General features: G+C 48.9%; 14 protein-coding genes. 12 read left to right on the top strand and 2 right to left on the bottom strand.

The genetic code is table 11. From position 1 onward, the window contains the following. The 7 genes from Q0R17_RS16165 to Q0R17_RS16135 form a co-directional block, all read left to right on the top strand. On the top strand, window positions 1–1,582 hold a 1,582-nt coding region (locus Q0R17_RS16165; protein WP_293936738.1), incomplete at its 5' end, for a peptide chain release factor 3. Between the two features lie 247 nt (window positions 1,583–1,829). Beyond that, window positions 1,830–4,142 (top strand): formate C-acetyltransferase, encoded by a 2,313-nt coding sequence (gene pflB / locus Q0R17_RS16160; protein ID WP_293936735.1) that lies wholly within the window; start codon window positions 1,830–1,832, stop codon window positions 4,140–4,142. 15 nt (window positions 4,143–4,157) lie between these two features. Further along, a complete protein-coding gene (locus tag Q0R17_RS16155; RefSeq protein ID WP_293936732.1) occupies window positions 4,158–4,454 on the top strand; it encodes a glycine radical domain-containing protein in 297 nt (98 codons plus the stop codon). Window positions 4,455–4,565: 111 nt separating this feature from the next. Then, a complete protein-coding gene (gene pflA / locus Q0R17_RS16150) occupies window positions 4,566–5,351 on the top strand; it encodes a pyruvate formate-lyase-activating protein (RefSeq protein ID WP_293936730.1) in 786 nt (261 codons plus the stop codon). Window positions 5,352–5,737: 386 nt separating this feature from the next. Then, the gene (locus Q0R17_RS16145; protein ID WP_293936728.1) at window positions 5,738–6,973 is read left to right on the top strand and encodes a lipoprotein-releasing ABC transporter permease subunit; all 1,236 of its coding nucleotides are present in this window, start codon (window positions 5,738–5,740) and stop codon (window positions 6,971–6,973) included. Beyond that, on the top strand, window positions 6,966–7,658 hold the full coding sequence (locus Q0R17_RS16140) for an ABC transporter ATP-binding protein (RefSeq protein WP_293936726.1): 693 nt from the start codon (window positions 6,966–6,968) through the stop codon (window positions 7,656–7,658). Before Q0R17_RS16145 ends, Q0R17_RS16140 begins: the two co-directional genes overlap by 8 nt. A gap of 297 nt (window positions 7,659–7,955) precedes the next feature. Continuing rightward, the gene (locus tag Q0R17_RS16135; RefSeq protein WP_293936723.1) at window positions 7,956–8,759 is read left to right on the top strand and encodes an ABC transporter substrate-binding protein; all 804 of its coding nucleotides are present in this window, start codon (window positions 7,956–7,958) and stop codon (window positions 8,757–8,759) included. A 5-nt stretch (window positions 8,760–8,764) separates the two neighbouring features. Here the strand turns inward: Q0R17_RS16135 and Q0R17_RS16130 are convergent, their stop codons facing one another. Together Q0R17_RS16130 and Q0R17_RS16125 are read right to left on the bottom strand one after the other, a co-directional pair. Beyond that, on the bottom strand, window positions 8,765–9,646 hold the full coding sequence (locus Q0R17_RS16130) for a mechanosensitive ion channel family protein (protein ID WP_293936720.1): 882 nt from the start codon (window positions 9,644–9,646) through the stop codon (window positions 8,765–8,767). A gap of 16 nt (window positions 9,647–9,662) precedes the next feature. Next, complete coding sequence (locus tag Q0R17_RS16125; protein WP_293936718.1) at window positions 9,663–10,610, bottom strand: tRNA-dihydrouridine synthase; 948 nt, start codon at window positions 10,608–10,610, stop codon at window positions 9,663–9,665. A gap of 166 nt (window positions 10,611–10,776) precedes the next feature. On the opposite strand from Q0R17_RS16125, the gene Q0R17_RS16120 reads away from it, so the two are divergent. From Q0R17_RS16120 to dapD, 5 genes are all read left to right on the top strand, one after another. After that, window positions 10,777–11,364: a LexA family transcriptional regulator gene (locus tag Q0R17_RS16120; RefSeq protein ID WP_293936715.1), complete on the top strand. Its 588-nt coding sequence runs from the start codon at window positions 10,777–10,779 to the stop codon at window positions 11,362–11,364. A 112-nt stretch (window positions 11,365–11,476) separates the two neighbouring features. Next, complete coding sequence (queF, locus tag Q0R17_RS16115; RefSeq protein ID WP_293936712.1) at window positions 11,477–12,304, top strand: NADPH-dependent 7-cyano-7-deazaguanine reductase QueF; 828 nt, start codon at window positions 11,477–11,479, stop codon at window positions 12,302–12,304. Between the two features lie 215 nt (window positions 12,305–12,519). Beyond that, window positions 12,520–13,044, top strand: a complete 525-nt coding sequence (gene msrA, locus Q0R17_RS16110) for a peptide-methionine (S)-S-oxide reductase MsrA (RefSeq protein ID WP_293936710.1) — start codon at window positions 12,520–12,522, stop codon at window positions 13,042–13,044. Window positions 13,045–13,349: 305 nt separating this feature from the next. Beyond that, entirely contained in the window at window positions 13,350–14,570 is a 1,221-nt protein-coding gene (dapC, locus tag Q0R17_RS16105) for a succinyldiaminopimelate transaminase (RefSeq protein ID WP_293936708.1), read from the top strand. 16 nt (window positions 14,571–14,586) lie between these two features. Continuing rightward, a complete protein-coding gene (dapD, locus tag Q0R17_RS16100; RefSeq protein ID WP_293936706.1) occupies window positions 14,587–15,408 on the top strand; it encodes a 2,3,4,5-tetrahydropyridine-2,6-dicarboxylate N-succinyltransferase in 822 nt (273 codons plus the stop codon). Window positions 15,409–15,560: the final 152 nt, after the last annotated feature.

Raw genomic sequence — 15,560 nt, 5'->3', positions numbered from 1 at the left:
TTTAGCACGCGAAGTAGGCCGTCGCCGCACCTTCGCCATTATCTCCCACCCTGATGCGGGTAAAACGACGCTCACCGAAAAGCTGCTTTATTTCTCGGGAGCAATTCAAAACGCCGGTACGGTTAAAGGTAAAAAAGGCGGTAAGTTCGCCACGTCCGACTGGATGGATATCGAAAAGCAACGTGGCATTTCGGTAGCATCCAGCGTGATGCAGTTTGATTACCGCGATCACGTGGTTAATCTGCTGGATACCCCAGGCCACCAAGACTTCTCTGAAGACACGTATCGCGTGCTCACCGCCGTAGACAGCGCCTTAATGGTGATTGACGCGGCTAAGGGCGTGGAAGAGCAGACTATCAAACTGCTCAACGTCTGCCGCCTGCGTAATACCCCGATTATTACGCTGATGAATAAGTACGATCGCGAAGTGCGTGATTCGCTCGAGCTATTAGACGAAGTTGAAAGCGTGCTGAAGATCCGCTGCGCGCCCATCACCTGGCCAATTGGTATGGGTAAGACTTTCCGTGGGGTTTACAGCATTCTCACCGATACCGTGCTGCTGTTTACGCCAGGTAAAGGCCCGCTGGATGAAGTAGAAGTGATCGAAGGGCTAGATAACCCGCGCCTTGATGCCCTCTTCCCGCTGGAAATTGGCAACACCCGTATGGAGCTAGAGCTGGTTCGCGGTGCTTCGCATCCATTCGTACTAGAAGAATTCCTCGCGGGCGATTTAACCCCAGTTTTCTTTGGCTCGGCGATTAATAACTTTGGTATTCGCGAAATCTTAAACGCGCTGGTGGATTGGGCTCCTGCCCCAGGCACATCGGACGCCACGGTGCGCGAGATCAGCCCGACTGAAGAAAAATTCTCGGCCTTTGTGTTTAAGATTCAAGCCAATATGGATCCAAAACACCGTGACCGGATTGCTTTTCTGCGCGTTTGCTCGGGTGAATTTACCCGTGGTATGAAATTCAAACATTTGCGCTTAAATCGTGAAATTGCCGCTAATTCAGTAGTGACTTTTATGGCACAAGGCCGTGAGCAGGTAGAAGAAGCCTACGCTGGCGATATTATCGGCCTGCCTAACCACGGCAATATCCAGATTGGCGATTCCTTCTCTGAAGGTGAGCTGCTGGCTTTTACGGGGATTCCTTACTTTGCGCCAGAAATGTTCCGCATCGTGCGCATTAAGAATCCACTAAAAGTAAAACAGTTGCATAAAGGCTTGCAGCAGCTAGGTGAAGAAGGTGCGGTGCAGGTATTTAAGCCACTAAATGGCTCGGATCTGATTCTAGGCGCAGTGGGTGTACTGCAATTTGAAGTAGTTGCCTCACGCCTTGCCAATGAATACGGCGTAGAAGCGGTGTTTGAATCAACCACCATCTTTACCGCCCGCTGGGTCAGTTGTGATGATGACAAAATGCTCGACGATTTTGAAGGGCAGTTGGTTAATAACTTAGGCCGAGATGCGGCAAACAGCCTTGCTTATTTAGCCACTAGCCGAGTGAATTTACAGCTCACTCAGGAGCGGTGGCCTAAAATTGTGTTTCACGCAACGAGAGAACACTCCGTTACCTTGTAAATATTCAACCCAACAGCGCCGCAATAAGGCGCTGTTTTTTTTTGCGATGTATGCTCCTTTTTTTACCAACAAAAGTAGTCCACTTTATACAAGCTACAAAAACAAGAACTTGATTTACATTAAGTTTTTGCCGAACGTATCAGACTACGATGGTTACATGAACTAAGCAGAACAACATCTGCCTATCTATTAAGTGCACAAAAAAGTGCACGGCAACAGGGCCCTGAGGCCTATAGGAGCATCAGCTATGAACGCACCAGAAAACCATCTAAAACTTGACGCATGGCGTGGGTTTAAAACGGGTGAGTGGCAAGATAAAGTCGACACCCGTGGTTTTATTCAACTGAATTACACCCCCTATTTAGCTGATGATAGTTTCTTAGCTGGCCCTACCGAGCGCACAACTCAGCTCTGGACAGAGTTATCTGTTCAACTTAAAGAAGAGCGTAAACGTGGTGTATTAGAAGTGTCCACTCACGTTGGCGCATCGATTACTGCGCACGGCCCTGGCTATATTAATAAAGATTTAGAAACCATCGTCGGCGTACAAACTGATAAACCACTGCGTCGTGCCATTATGCCGAACGGCGGTTTACGCATGGTGCAAAACGGCCTTGAAGCCTATCACTTTGAAATGAACCCACAAATTGTAGATATCTTTAGCAAGTACCGTAAAGATCACAATATGGGTGTGTTTGATGCTTACACTCCAGAAATCATGGCTTGCCGTAGCTCGGGCGTGATTACCGGCCTGCCAGATTCATATGGCCGTGGCCGTATCATTGGTGACTATCGCCGCGTAGCACTGTACGGCGTTGATTTCCTGATCGTTGACAAAAAACGCGAAAAAACTGAACTCAATGATGTGCCGTTTACTGAATCAGTGATCCGTCTGCGTGAAGAATTGTCCGAGCAAATTAAAGCGCTGGGCGAACTCAAACAAATGGCTAAATCTTACGGCTTTGATATTTCTAAGCCAGCCACTACCGCTCAAGAAGCCATCCAATGGCTGTACTTCGGCTACCTTGCTGCAACAAAAGAGCAAAATGGCGCAGCGATGTCGATCGGCCGTACTTCAACCTTCCTTGATGTATATATCGAACGTGATCTAGCTGAGGGCCGTATTACCGAATCAGAAGCTCAGGAAATGATTGACCATATGGTCATGAAGCTGCGTATTATCCGCTTCCTGCGCACCCCAGAATACGATGATTTATTCTCTGGCGACCCAACATGGGTGACTGAGTCTATTGGTGGTACGGGCCTTGATGGCCGTACGCTGGTGACTAAATCCAGCTTCCGTGTGCTGCATACACTGTATAACCTTGGCCCAGCGCCAGAGCCTAATCTGACTGTATTGTGGTCAACTTCTTTCCCGCAAGGCTTTAAAGAATTTTGCGCGAAAGTTTCGATTGATACCTCAGCTATCCAGTACGAAAACGATGACTTGATGAAGCCAAAATGGGGTGACGATTACGCCATCGCATGTTGTGTTTCAGCCATGGCAGTGGGTAAGCAAATGCAATTCTTTGGCGCACGGGTCAACCTTGCCAAAGCCATGCTGTATGCGATTAATGGCGGTGTGGATGAAAAAACCGGCAAAGTAGTCGCCCATGGTTTTGAGCCACTCAAAGCCGATGTGCTTGATTACGACGAAGTATTGGCTAAGTACGATGTAATGCTGGATTGGTTAGCAAAAACATACGTCACTGCGCTGAACTCCATCCATTATATGCACGATAAATATTCGTACGAACGCATCGAAATGGCCCTGCATGATCGCGATATCCTGCGCACCATGGCTTGCGGTATTGCGGGCCTGGCGGTTGCCGCTGATTCACTTTCAGCCATCAAACACGCCAAAGTTAGCGTTATCCGTAACGAAAAAGGCATTGCAGTCGATTACAAAATCGAAGGCGATTACCCTGCTTACGGCAATAATGATGATCGCGTCGATGATATTGCCGTGTGGCTCACCACCACCTTCATGAATAAGATCAAGGCTCAGCCTGTGTTCTATCGTGATTCAATGCCTACTCAATCGGTACTGACCATTACATCCAACGTGGTTTACGGCAAAAAAACAGGTAACACACCTGACGGTCGTCGTGCAGGCACACCGTTTTCACCTGGTGCTAACCCAATGAATGGCCGTGATACCAATGGCTTTATCGCCGCCGGTTTCTCGGTATCTAAAATCCCATACGAATCAGCTTTAGATGGCGTGTCATGGACAGCTTCGATGACGCCAGATGCGCTAGGCCACAACGATGCAGATCGCGTTAAAACCTTAGCCGCTTCGATTGATGGCCTGTTTGGGCCGCACGGCGAAGAATGCTCAACATGTTTAGATAAAGATGCTGTTGATCAAACAATGGATCAACTCTTCCATCTGAATATGAATGTGCTAAACCGCGACACCCTGCTTGATGCGATGGAACGTCCAGAAAACTACCCACAACTCACCGTGCGCGTTTCTGGTTATGCCGTGAACTTTGTGAAGCTCACTCGCGAACAACAAATGGACGTGATTAGCCGTACATTCCACAACAAAACCTAAGCGAATGCGGTTTTAATGTGTAGGGCGGGTGCACCCCGCCGCAAAGTGGTAATCACCCATATTGCCACTTCAGCGACTGACTCTCGCCCTACATTGCTTGCAAACATCTACATCAAGGAGCAACTCATGGCCCAACTCTTTCATCTAAATATGAATGTGCTAAACCGAGATACCTTGGTTGATGCCATGGAAAACCCAGATAAATACCCACAACTTACCGTGCGTGTTTCTGGCTATGCGGTTAATTTTGTGAAGCTCACCCGTGAGCAGCAAATGGACGTGATTAGCCGTACTTTCCACGAAAAGACTTAAGCGTCACCCTCAGCAATAAATCAATCGCCCTATCCGAAACGGATCTTTAAGTGCATGCTTAAAGATCCGTTTTTAATGTAAAAAAATAAAAAAATAATCACTGGAAAACCTATGACCCACAATAAGCCACTGGGAGAAATCATCCCGATCTCGTTTGATACCGAACATCATCAGCAGGGATTTGTGCATTCAATTGAAACCGGTGCGGCCGTTGATGGCCCCGGCATGCGCTTTGCGCTTTTTGTAAGTGGCTGCCAGTTCCGCTGCCTGTATTGCCATAACCCAGACACTTGGAAGCTGCATAATGGCAAAAGCTACACCGTTGAAGCCGTCATGACCGAGCTAAAAAAATACGCTAGCTTTTTGCGGATTGCAGGTGGGCTGACCATCTCAGGCGGCGAACCTTTAATGCAGGCACACTTTGTTGGCGAGATTTTCCGCCGCGCCAAGCAAGATCTCAAACTACACACCGCCCTCGATACCCAAGGCTTTTTAGCCGCGCATTTAGACGATGCATGGTTTGATAATGTAGATTTGGTGCTGCTCGATATCAAACAAATCGACCCTGTTAAATATGAAGCGCTAACCAGCAAACCCCTGCAGCCAACGCTAGACTTTGCCGAGCGCTTACAAAAGTTATCCAAACCAGTCTGGATCCGCTACGTGCTTATCCCAGGCATCAGTGATGATATTAACGATGTAGAAAAACTCGCTGATTACCTGAAACCCATGAGCAATATCGAGCGAGTAGAAGTGCTACCCTTCCATAAAATGGGCGAAAGCAAATGGGCAGAGCTAGGCATGAAATACGAGCTAAGCGACACCCCCACCCCCACCCCAGAGCTGGTCGAGCGGGTTAGGGAGCAATTTAGAGCGCGGGGATTATTTACCTGTTGATTAGTGAGCTCATCAGCTTTGTCCGAAAACCATGCTGAAGAACGCGGCAACCTAAGTGCGTCATCCCCGAGTGCTTTTATCGGGGATCCAACCACGGGCATGTAGGATGAGTACGCTTTTGTGCACATACATAGCAATGTTAGCCCCTGAAGCGTGAGTACAAAACACGTACCCACCCTCGCTTTGGTCTCCACCAAAACCATTCGGCCTCCCTATAGTTTTATGAAGTTAAAAACTTAACTTGGTATGCATAGAGAGACACACGCTCTGCACCAAGCTAGCCCCATTAAAGCAAATATAATTACATCTTTAATAAGCAGCGCCGCTCGCGCAAATGAAGCATGATAAACTGAGCGCCCTTTTGCCCCTGCTGAATATTGCCTCCCATGTATGAACTTCTGATCGGCCTACGCTATACGCGTGCCAGCCGTCGTAATGGTTTTATTTCGTTTATTTCTCTGATCTCCGTCGTGGGTATTGCACTCGGCGTAGCTGCACTGATTATTGTACTGTCGGTAATGAATGGCTTTCAGGCCGAGGTGCGTAATCGTATCTTAGGCATGGCGGCGCATGTACAAATCAGCGGGATAGGCAATCAGCTACAAGATTGGCAAACGGCCGCCAATGTCGCCAAGAAAAATCCACATGTTTTGGCCACCGCTCCTTATGTGCTAGGGCAAGGCTTGCTGATTAATGGCAGCCAAGTCAAAGGTGTCTTGGTGCGCGGGATAGATCCTCAGCAAGAGAGCATGGTCAACGAAGTGGCTGGCAAGTTGGTGACTGGTGAACTGCACTCCTTACGCTCAGGTGAGTTTGGCATCATCTTAGGCATTTCACTCGCCAATGAGCTATCGGTGCGCCCTGGTGATCGGGTCACGATGATTACACCACAAGGGCAAGTCACCCCTGCTGGACTCATTCCAAGAATGAAGCAATTCACAGTGACCGGCATCTTTAAGGCCGATTACGCCCCTTATGACATTGGTCTGGCGATGATTGATATCAAAGACGCTCAGACGCTATTTCGAACCGGTAGCGCAGTTTCTGGCGTAAGGCTGAAGCTGGATGATTTAAATCTAGCCCGCCGCGTTGCGCGCGAAATTAACCAAGCCATGCCTGAGCTGATCGCATCCGATTGGTCGCAAGAAAATCCAACCTATTTCCGTGCCGTTGAAATAGAAAAACGCATGATGTTTATTATTCTGACGCTGATCGTGGCGGTGGCCGCGTTTAATCTGGTTTCAACCTTGGTCATGGTGGTGACGGATAAGCAAGCCGACATCGCCATCTTGCGCACGCTGGGCGCATCGCCGTTTTCAATTATGAAAATATTTGTGATTCAAGGGGCCTTATCGGGTGTGATTGGCACAGCGTCGGGCGTACTAGCGGGTATTTTAGTCTCTAAAAATCTGGATGTGATTGTGCCCTTTATTGAGCGCATCCTAGGCACCACTATTTTATCCCCCGATATTTATCTGATTTCTGAGCTGCCATCCCGCGTATTGTGGAGCGATGTAAGCAGCATCGGTGGCATCTCACTATTACTTGCCCTACTGGCTACCCTTTACCCTAGCTGGCGCGCCTCTCGCGTCAATCCTGCTGAGGCTTTACGTTATGAGTAATTTAGATCAAGCCCCTGTATTAGCGGCGCAAGGCTTAAGCAAAAGTTATACAACGGGCACGCTTGAAACCCAAGTTTTAGCACACATTGATTTTGCCTTACACCGTGGCGAAACAGTAGCGATTGTTGGGGCTTCCGGCTCTGGAAAATCTACCCTACTGCATTGCCTTGGCGCACTAGATGCACCCAGTAGCGGGCAAATCCAACTGATGGGTAAAGACCCGCTAGCGTGTAATGAAACCGAACGCGGGCTGATGCGTAATCAGCACCTGGGTTTTGTTTATCAATTTCATCATCTGCTGCCAGAATTTAGCGCTGTAGAAAACGTTGCCATGCCGTTACTCATCCGCCGCATGGATAAAGCCGCAGCGTTCAAAGAGGCAGCAGCCATCTTAGCGCGCGTTGGCCTAAGCAAGCGTGGCCATCACAAACCAAGTGAGATGTCAGGCGGAGAGCGCCAACGCACGGCCATCGCACGGGCGCTGGTCACCCGCCCCGCCTGCGTGCTGGCCGACGAACCAACGGGCAATCTGGATAGAGAAACGGCAGCGGGCGTGTTTGAACTGATGCTGGAGCTAGCCAAGGAATCGGGCACAGGCTTTGTGATTGTAACCCACGACCCAGAGCTGGCCGCCAAGTGTGGGCGTATGCTCAGGCTATCAAAAACGGGCCTAGATGCGGGCTAATTAGATATTCACCATCCCCCTCGACCAAGCCAATACACTGACTGGTATAGCTTAGGGGGATCTCGAAAAGCCTATCTTTCTAAGTAAGACAAGGCGCGTATTAAAAAATCGACGCTGCATATGTTTGATATGTAAGGAAATTTTTTAATGCGCAACGCAGCATGATGAGATCAGCTGGGTTTTTCGAGGGTCCCTTAGGCAAAGGGGATGGATTAAGACCACCAGACTAAGCCCAAACAACTCCCGCTTAAAGCATGCTATACCGTCATTGAAGACTTTAACTTTCGGTACGAGTCCATGATACGGCCAGCACATTCACCCTCTCTGACCACTTACACACTCAAGCAAGCCATAGTCCTGCTTGTTTTTTGCAGTGTAAGCGCCCCAAGCCATGCGCTCACGATTTATACCGAAAGCTGGCCCCCCATTAGTTATATGGCAGACAATAAATTAACGGGAATGGGCGTTGAAATAGTACAAGCTTTGCAAAGCAAGCTAGACAATAAAGACGCTATCCAGCTAGTACCATGGGTACGCGGCTATAAAGCACTGCTTGATGGGCCGGATGTTATGCTCTTTAGCGTAGGACGCTCGAGCGAGCGTGAGAAATTAATGATTATGCTTGGCCCCATTGCCATCAGCAGCACCAGTGTTTACACCCGTAAAGGCAATGCTAAACGCCTATTGGCATTGGGGGATGGCATTTACAAGCAAGCCATTGGCAGTTACCGAGGCAGTATCTTTGCTGATACCGCAGCAAAGAAAGGCTTTAGCAAAATTGACTTAGCCCCTACACCGCAAATAACCGCAACAAAACTCATGGCCAACCGATTTGATTTATGGGTGGATGGCAGCGTAGTGGTTGCATCTGTTTTAAAAGAAATTGGCCACTCCGCCAATGAGGTAGAAAAAGTAATGACGCTAGATAGCTTAGAGCTCTATTTAGCGTTTTCCCATCAAACGCCCGCTCGCACGATCCAAGAATGGGAAGAAGCGCTGATCTGGCTAAAAAAAGAAGGTCTCTTTCAAAAAATACATAGAAAATGGCTGCCCAATGAAGCCCCTCCGCTGGAGGTCAATGTATTAAAGCCACCGGCCTAGTGCAATCACTTCACATCGCCTGTTGCTGACGAAGCTTTAACACCCATGCCCTGCAAAAACATCCTCAACACCCTTTGCTCAATTTTGGCTCTTTGCCCCAGCGGCACCGCTATTTGCAATTGCAGGCCAATCTCTTCATAGCGATCCAAAAAAATTCTTACCCGTGGCTCTATCATGGGGGATTCCAGCGCATAGCGGCGCTCCAGCTCACGGGCATGGCGGGATAAATCTAGCGCATATTCAGCGGCGATAAGCTGCCCTGCTTCCAGCAACACCACCTCGGCCTTTAACCAATCATCTGTCCGAGTAATAGCGATATGAATCGTCTGCAAAACATAATCACCCAGCATGCTTTCATTAAATACCGCCTGATTCAGCAGTAAAGAGTTGGGCACGGTAATGCTGCGCCCCACCGTACCCTGATGCTGTGAGGCATGGCTAGATTCCATCAGCGTTGTTGATACAAAATTCATATCAATCACCTGCCCACGTATACCGCCAATCTCAACCCTATCCCCTACCGTAAATGCATTACTACTGCTGCGATAAATCGATCCCAGCATGCAAAGAATCATTTCCTTGGTTGCCAACACAATGGCCGCAGCAATCGCCACCAAAGACACCGCAAAGGTCTGAATCTCATGCCCCCAGATAAAAATCATGCCGAGGAAAAAAACCCCTAGCGCAGTATTCCTAAGGTAGACCAGCCAGCGACGACGAACCTCTGGCCCTAAATCATGCCGGCGCAAAATAGCGCGACGCATTAAAGATCGACAAACCATTAAAACGGTAATAAAAACAACAGAAATAATCGCATCACGGATCAATGCTCTATCTGCCAACATGGGCAAAAGAGCCGCTGCTAGCCTTTCGTAATATCCCAGCATAGTTACCCTTATTTAATTATCTCTGGCTGCTCAGTAATACCGCGGCCACATCGGCAGGCTCAGTTAAGGTTCGGACTTGCATAAATAATGCTTCCGCCTCTGGATAAGTTCGACGTAAATAAGTCAGCCACTGCTTCATTCGCCCCGCACGGTGCTTAGGCATAATGTGCTGTGCCTGAATCAGTTGCCAAAAGCACAGGAACAAGGGTTGCAGTGCCTCCCAAGGCAGCTGTGCTTGACCGGTTTTTGCCATTAGCGCCAAGCTAGGATTAGAAACAATGCCGCGCCCCAGCATAATTTGATCGCAGCCCGAGACTAGGGCGCAGCGGTGAAACTCTTCCACTGTCCAAATCTCGCCATTAGCCACCACCGGCACGTTTGATGCCGCCAGCGCCTCCCGAACGGCAGGGATTAACTCCCAATAGGCAGGTGGTTTATAACCATCAAATTTAGTCCTAGCGTGCACCACCACCCGTGCGGCACCGCCACTGGCCATCGCCTGCGCGCATTCAATGGTTTGGCTACTGTCGTTATAACCAAGGCGCATTTTGGCTGTCACGGGGATATGCATGGGTACCGCGCGGCGCACGGCAGCTACAATCTGCTCAATCAGCTCGGGCTCTTGTAACAGCACGGCTCCGCCACGGTGGCGATTCACACTTTTAGCTGGGCAACCAAAATTTAAGTCGATTTCATAAGGGCCAAGCTCAGCCAAACGCGCCGCATTTTCGCCCATACATACGGGATCTGAGCCAAGCAACTGCACGCTAACCGGCACGCCAGCCACCGTTTTGCTGCCGTTTAGCAGCTCTGGCGCAATCCGCAGAAAAGTTTTATTTGGTAATAAGGAGCCACTGATGCGGATAAACTCCGTCACGCACATATCAATGCCACCCACCCGCGTCAGCACATCACGCAGCACAAAATCAAGCAGCCCCTCCATCGGGGCAAGTAAAATCTTCACAATTCATACAGCCAAAGCAGAAAGGCCGCTATTGTAACCCATGCACACTGCGCGCTCTGCATACCGTATAACCAGCAGAAAACAACAGCGATCTATCCGGCTCTTGACAACAGAACGAGCGTTCACTACGCTAGCGTAGAACGTTTGTTCTAAAAAGGTTAACCCAATGGCACACCCCAATCGCGATACCGAATACCTAGGCAAGCTGCAAGACTATTACGCTGACTACCGTAATCTACCCTCCTATTCGGTGATTGGAGATTTACTGGGCCTTGCCTCCAAATCCGCCGTTTCGGCACTGGTTAAACGCTTGCTACTTGCGGGTTATGTCGATATCACCCCAGATAAACGCCTCGCCCCAACCAAGCGTTTTTTTGAGCGTGAGCTGGCTGACTTCCCTGTACCCGCAGGCCTGCCAGCCGCTGCCAATGATGCAATGAGCGAGGCCATTAGCATCGACGATTACCTCATTGATCGCCCATCGGCATCGGTGATGGTGCGCGTTAAAGGCGATTCTATGATCGACGCGGGCATCCACGATGGTGATATTGCCGTAGTTGAAAAACGCCATAGTGCCAATGTGGGTGATGTAGTCATTGCCATTGTGGACGGCGAATACACGCTTAAAACCTTAAGCCGCGATAAACAAGGCTATGTGCTCATGCCACAAAACCCCGCTTACGAACCCATTCGCCCCAAAGAAGGCTTAGAAATTTACGGCGTAATGGTTGGGCTAATCAGAAAATACCGATAATTGCCAAGCATTAAATAGATGCTTAAAGATAAAATAGCGGGCAATAGATCAAGAGCTGCAATTTGCCGCAGGCAACTCCCCCCTTGCATCCAAACCTGATTAAGGAGCATTTGTGAGCGAAGCTGAATTATCCCCCCTAGGCAAAACGGTAAGTTACATCACCGAATACGATCCAAACCTGCTTTTTCCTATTCCCCGCATAGGCAAACGGCTTGAGATTGGCCTAAGTGAAACACTCCCCTTTATGGGAAGCGACATTTGGAATGGCTACGAGCTGTCTTGGCTCAATAACCGTGGCAAACCACAGGTCGCTATTGCTGTATTTGCTGTGCCCGCTAGCAGCCCAAACATCATTGAATCTAAATCATTTAAACTCTATTTAAATAGCTTTAACCAAACCAAGCTAGAAACACGTGAAGCGTTACAAAACCTGCTACAAGCCGACCTATCCGCAGCAGCTGGGGCAAATATAAGCGTACAGCTCATTGGCCCAGAGCAATTTCATCAGCAACGCTTGGCGGAGTTAGACGGCTATTGCATCGACAATCTAGATATAGAAGTTGATCAATACTCCCCCCAAGCAGGCTTATTAAAGTGTGATAGCGGTGCAACCACCATCAGCGAATCGCTGACCTCTAATTTGCTAAAATCCAATTGCTTAGTCACCGGCCAACCCGATTGGGCCAGTATTCAGATTAGCTATACTGGCAAGCCTATTAATCGTGAATCGCTATTACGCTATTTAATTTCTTTTAGAAATCACAATGAATTCCATGAACAATGCGTAGAACGTATTTTTGTGGATATTCAAAGAGATTGCGCCCCAATGAAGCTGGCCGTTTACGCCCGTTACACCCGCCGTGGTGGCTTAGATATTAATCCCTACCGCTGTAATTTTAGCGGCCCCCTGCCGACTAATTTACGCGGAGCAAGGCAATAGCCTGCAGGGGAATAACTACTCGATAAAAGGCCTGCATACACAGAGGAAAGGACACAAAGCACACTGAGATAAAACAAGTGCTACTACATCATTTTTGAATGTAAAAATGATGTAGTAGGATGTTTTTCCCCTTGTGCTCAGCACTCACGCCAACCTTTGTTTCTACAGATTTTTTACCTATTAATACAAAGCATGAAAACAATCGGAAGATAAAAATGAGTGAAATTGCGACATTAGCGGGTGGTTGTTTCTGGTGCTTAGATGCCACCTTCGCACGTTTACGCGGCGTATCCCAAGTAGATTGCGGCTATATGGGCGGTAGTATTGAAGCGCCAACTTACAAGGCCGTATGCACTGGCGACACCGGCCACGCCGAGGTGATTCAGCTTACCTTTGATCCAGCCATTATCAGCTACGCTACAATCTTAGAGCTATTTTTTGCCCTGCATAACCCCACCACCTTAAACCGCCAAGGTGAGGATGTGGGCACGCAGTATCGCTCTAGTATTTTTTTTCATAGCGAGCAACAAGCCGCTGACGCACGCAAAATGATTGCTGATTTAGCCAGTGACTACAGCGATCCTATCGTCACAGAAGTCACCCCCGCCGTCACTTATTGGCCAGCCGAAACCTATCACCAAGATTACTTCGAACAAAACCCTGAGCAGCCTTATTGCTCTGCCGTTGTAGCAGGCAAAGTACGCAAGCTGGTTCAAGAGTATGGAAATCTGCTGAAGTAAGAGATATTGTGCAGTGGGATTAAAATACGCAGCACACCTAAATAACGAAAGCCACCAACCAGCAGGCGCTGCTTGCCGCGCCCTTGCTTAAACCAGGAACAGCAGCGCCCCTAAGCTTTCTGCGCTTAAATAGTTAATAGCGCGCTGGTTGGTAACTTTCATTTATTTCGTGGACTTTATTTCGTGGGCTGAATTAACCTGAGATGCTCAGCATCCTCAGCCACCGCAAAAAAATATCTAGTAAGCACGGGCGTATGAAAGCCTACTGCTATAATCGGGGTTTTCCCCAGTCATCTCGGATATCCATGTCACCGCAACTATCATTGCTTCAGCCCTATCCATTCCAAAAACTAAAGCAACTTTTTGCAGGTGTGACGGCCAATCCGGCACTGGCACATATTAATTTATCCATAGGCGAGCCTAAGCACGCTACACCGCAGCTAGTTACTGATGCGCTGATCGCCCACTTTGATGGCTTATCCGCCTACCCAGCTACACTGGGCTCCGATAGCTTGCGGCAAAGTATCAGTACATGGCTGGCGCGGCGTTATTCAATTGCCGCCCCTAACCCTGCCACTGAAATCATTCCTGTGAACGGCAGCCGCGAAGCGCTGTTTGCCTTTGCGCAAACCATCATTGATAACAGCGGTGAGAGCCAGCCGATTGTGCTGTCCCCTAATCCGTTTTACCAAATTTACGAAGGCGCCGCATTTTTGGCTAAGGCTGAGCCTTATTTTGTAAATTGCAATGCAGAAAATCGTTTTCAGCCTGATTGGGATGCCGTTCCTGCAGAGATTTGGCAGCGCACCCAGCTGGTGTTTACCTGCTCACCAGGTAATCCCACTGGCGCGGTGGCCTCTTTGGCCGACTGGAAAAAACTCTTTACCCTCTCTGATCAATACGGCTTTGTGATTGCCTCTGATGAATGCTACTCAGAAATTTACTTTGGTGATGAGAAACCACTGGGTGCGCTAGAAGCTGCCAGCCTACTAGGACGTGATTATCATAATCTGGTGATTTTCTCTTCACTATCTAAGCGCTCCAATGTGCCTGGGCTGCGCTCCGGCTTTGTAGCGGGGGATGCCAAACTGCTTGCACCGTTTTTGCTCTATCGCACCTATCACGGCTGCGCCATGAGCCCGATGGTGCAAGCCGCCAGCGCCGCTGCTTGGGATGATGAAGTGCATGTGATAGAAAACCGTGAACTATATAGCCAAAAATTTGCCACAGTAACGCCACTCCTACAAGGGGTGATGGATGTTCAACAACCCGATGCGGCATTTTATCTATGGGCAAAAATCAACGGCGACGATACCGAGTTTGCCCGTAAACTATTTGCAGAAGAGCACGTCACAGTATTGCCCGGCTCCTATCTTGCCCGCAGCGCCCATGGCGTTAACCCAGGTCTTGGCTATATTCGCATCGCCCTAGTGGCCCCTTTAAAAGATTGTATTACCGCTGCAGAGCGGATTGTCCGTTTTTGTCGTAAGCACTCTGCCACGATAGGCACGTCCCAAGCTGTTTAACTGAAAAGGAAACACCATGAGCCAACTGCAACAGATCATCGAAACTGCTTTTGAAAACCGTGCTGAGATCACCCCAGCCAATGTGACTTCCGAGCTGCGCGATACCATCAATAGCGTGATTTTGGGCTTAGACAAAGGCCAGTACCGCGTTGCGGAAAAAATAGATGGTGAGTGGCATACCCATCAATGGCTTAAAAAAGCCGTATTACTGTCTTTCCGCATTAATGACAACGTACCTATGGATGGCGGCTGCACCCAGTATTTTGACAAAGTGCCTTCCAAATTTGCCGATTACACCAGCGACGACTTCCGTGAAGGCGGCTTCCGTGTTGTACCGAACGCCATAGCACGTCGTGGCTCCTTTATCGGCAAAAATGTCGTGCTCATGCCGTCTTACGTGAATATCGGTGCCTATGTAGACGAAGGCACTATGGTCGATACTTGGGCCACCGTAGGTAGCTGCGCACAAATCGGTAAAAACGTGCATTTATCCGGCGGAGTAGGCATCGGTGGCGTACTTGAGCCGCTGCAAGCCAACCCAACTATTATTGAAGACAACTGCTTTATTGGCGCACGCTCCGAAGTGGTTGAAGGCGTGATTGTAGAAGAAGGCTCGGTGATTTCGATGGGCGTTTACATCGGCCAAAGTACTAAGATTTATGATCGCGAAACCGGTGAAGTGACTTACGGCCGCATCCCTGCCGGCTCTGTGGTGGTGTCAGGCAATCTTCCTTCTGCTGACGGCAAATACAGCCTGTATTGCGCGGTAATCGTTAAAAAAGTAGACGCTAAAACCCGCGCCAAAACCAGCATCAACGAATTACTGCGCGGTATTTAGTCCCTACAAGAGCGCCCTAAGTCGCATGCCAAAAGGTGTGCGGCTTTCCTCAAATTTTTACTCAAGCCCCCTCCTTCAAGATTATCAGCCAATTAATTGCAAGAGCTGACTAAATTAGAGCAATTTTTGTCAGTGAAACCACCAGGTATTAA

The organism is Iodobacter sp., from assembly GCF_025352645.1.
Taxonomy (GTDB): domain Bacteria; phylum Pseudomonadota; class Gammaproteobacteria; order Burkholderiales; family Chitinibacteraceae; genus Iodobacter.
This window is presented reverse-complemented; position numbering and strand designations above follow the sequence as displayed.

Bases quoted from the DNA above. Each gene is read 5' to 3' on its own strand.
- Q0R17_RS16140 (WP_293936726.1), top strand. From the start codon at position 6,966: ATGAGTAATTTAGATCAAGCCCCTGTATTAGCGGCGCAAGGCTTAAGC.
- msrA (WP_293936710.1), top strand. From the start codon at position 12,520: ATGAGTGAAATTGCGACATTAGCGGGTGGTTGTTTCTGGTGCTTAGAT.
- dapC (WP_293936708.1), top strand. From the start codon at position 13,350: ATGTCACCGCAACTATCATTGCTTCAGCCCTATCCATTCCAAAAACTA.
- pflA (WP_293936730.1), top strand. From the start codon at position 4,566: ATGACCCACAATAAGCCACTGGGAGAAATCATCCCGATCTCGTTTGAT.
- pflB (WP_293936735.1), top strand. From the start codon at position 1,830: ATGAACGCACCAGAAAACCATCTAAAACTTGACGCATGGCGTGGGTTT.
- Q0R17_RS16145 (WP_293936728.1), top strand. From the start codon at position 5,738: ATGTATGAACTTCTGATCGGCCTACGCTATACGCGTGCCAGCCGTCGT.
- Q0R17_RS16155 (WP_293936732.1), top strand. From the start codon at position 4,158: ATGTGTAGGGCGGGTGCACCCCGCCGCAAAGTGGTAATCACCCATATT.
- Q0R17_RS16130 (WP_293936720.1), bottom strand. From the start codon at position 9,646: ATGCTGGGATATTACGAAAGGCTAGCAGCGGCTCTTTTGCCCATGTTG.
- Q0R17_RS16120 (WP_293936715.1), top strand. From the start codon at position 10,777: ATGGCACACCCCAATCGCGATACCGAATACCTAGGCAAGCTGCAAGAC.
- dapD (WP_293936706.1), top strand. From the start codon at position 14,587: ATGAGCCAACTGCAACAGATCATCGAAACTGCTTTTGAAAACCGTGCT.
- Q0R17_RS16135 (WP_293936723.1), top strand. From the start codon at position 7,956: ATGATACGGCCAGCACATTCACCCTCTCTGACCACTTACACACTCAAG.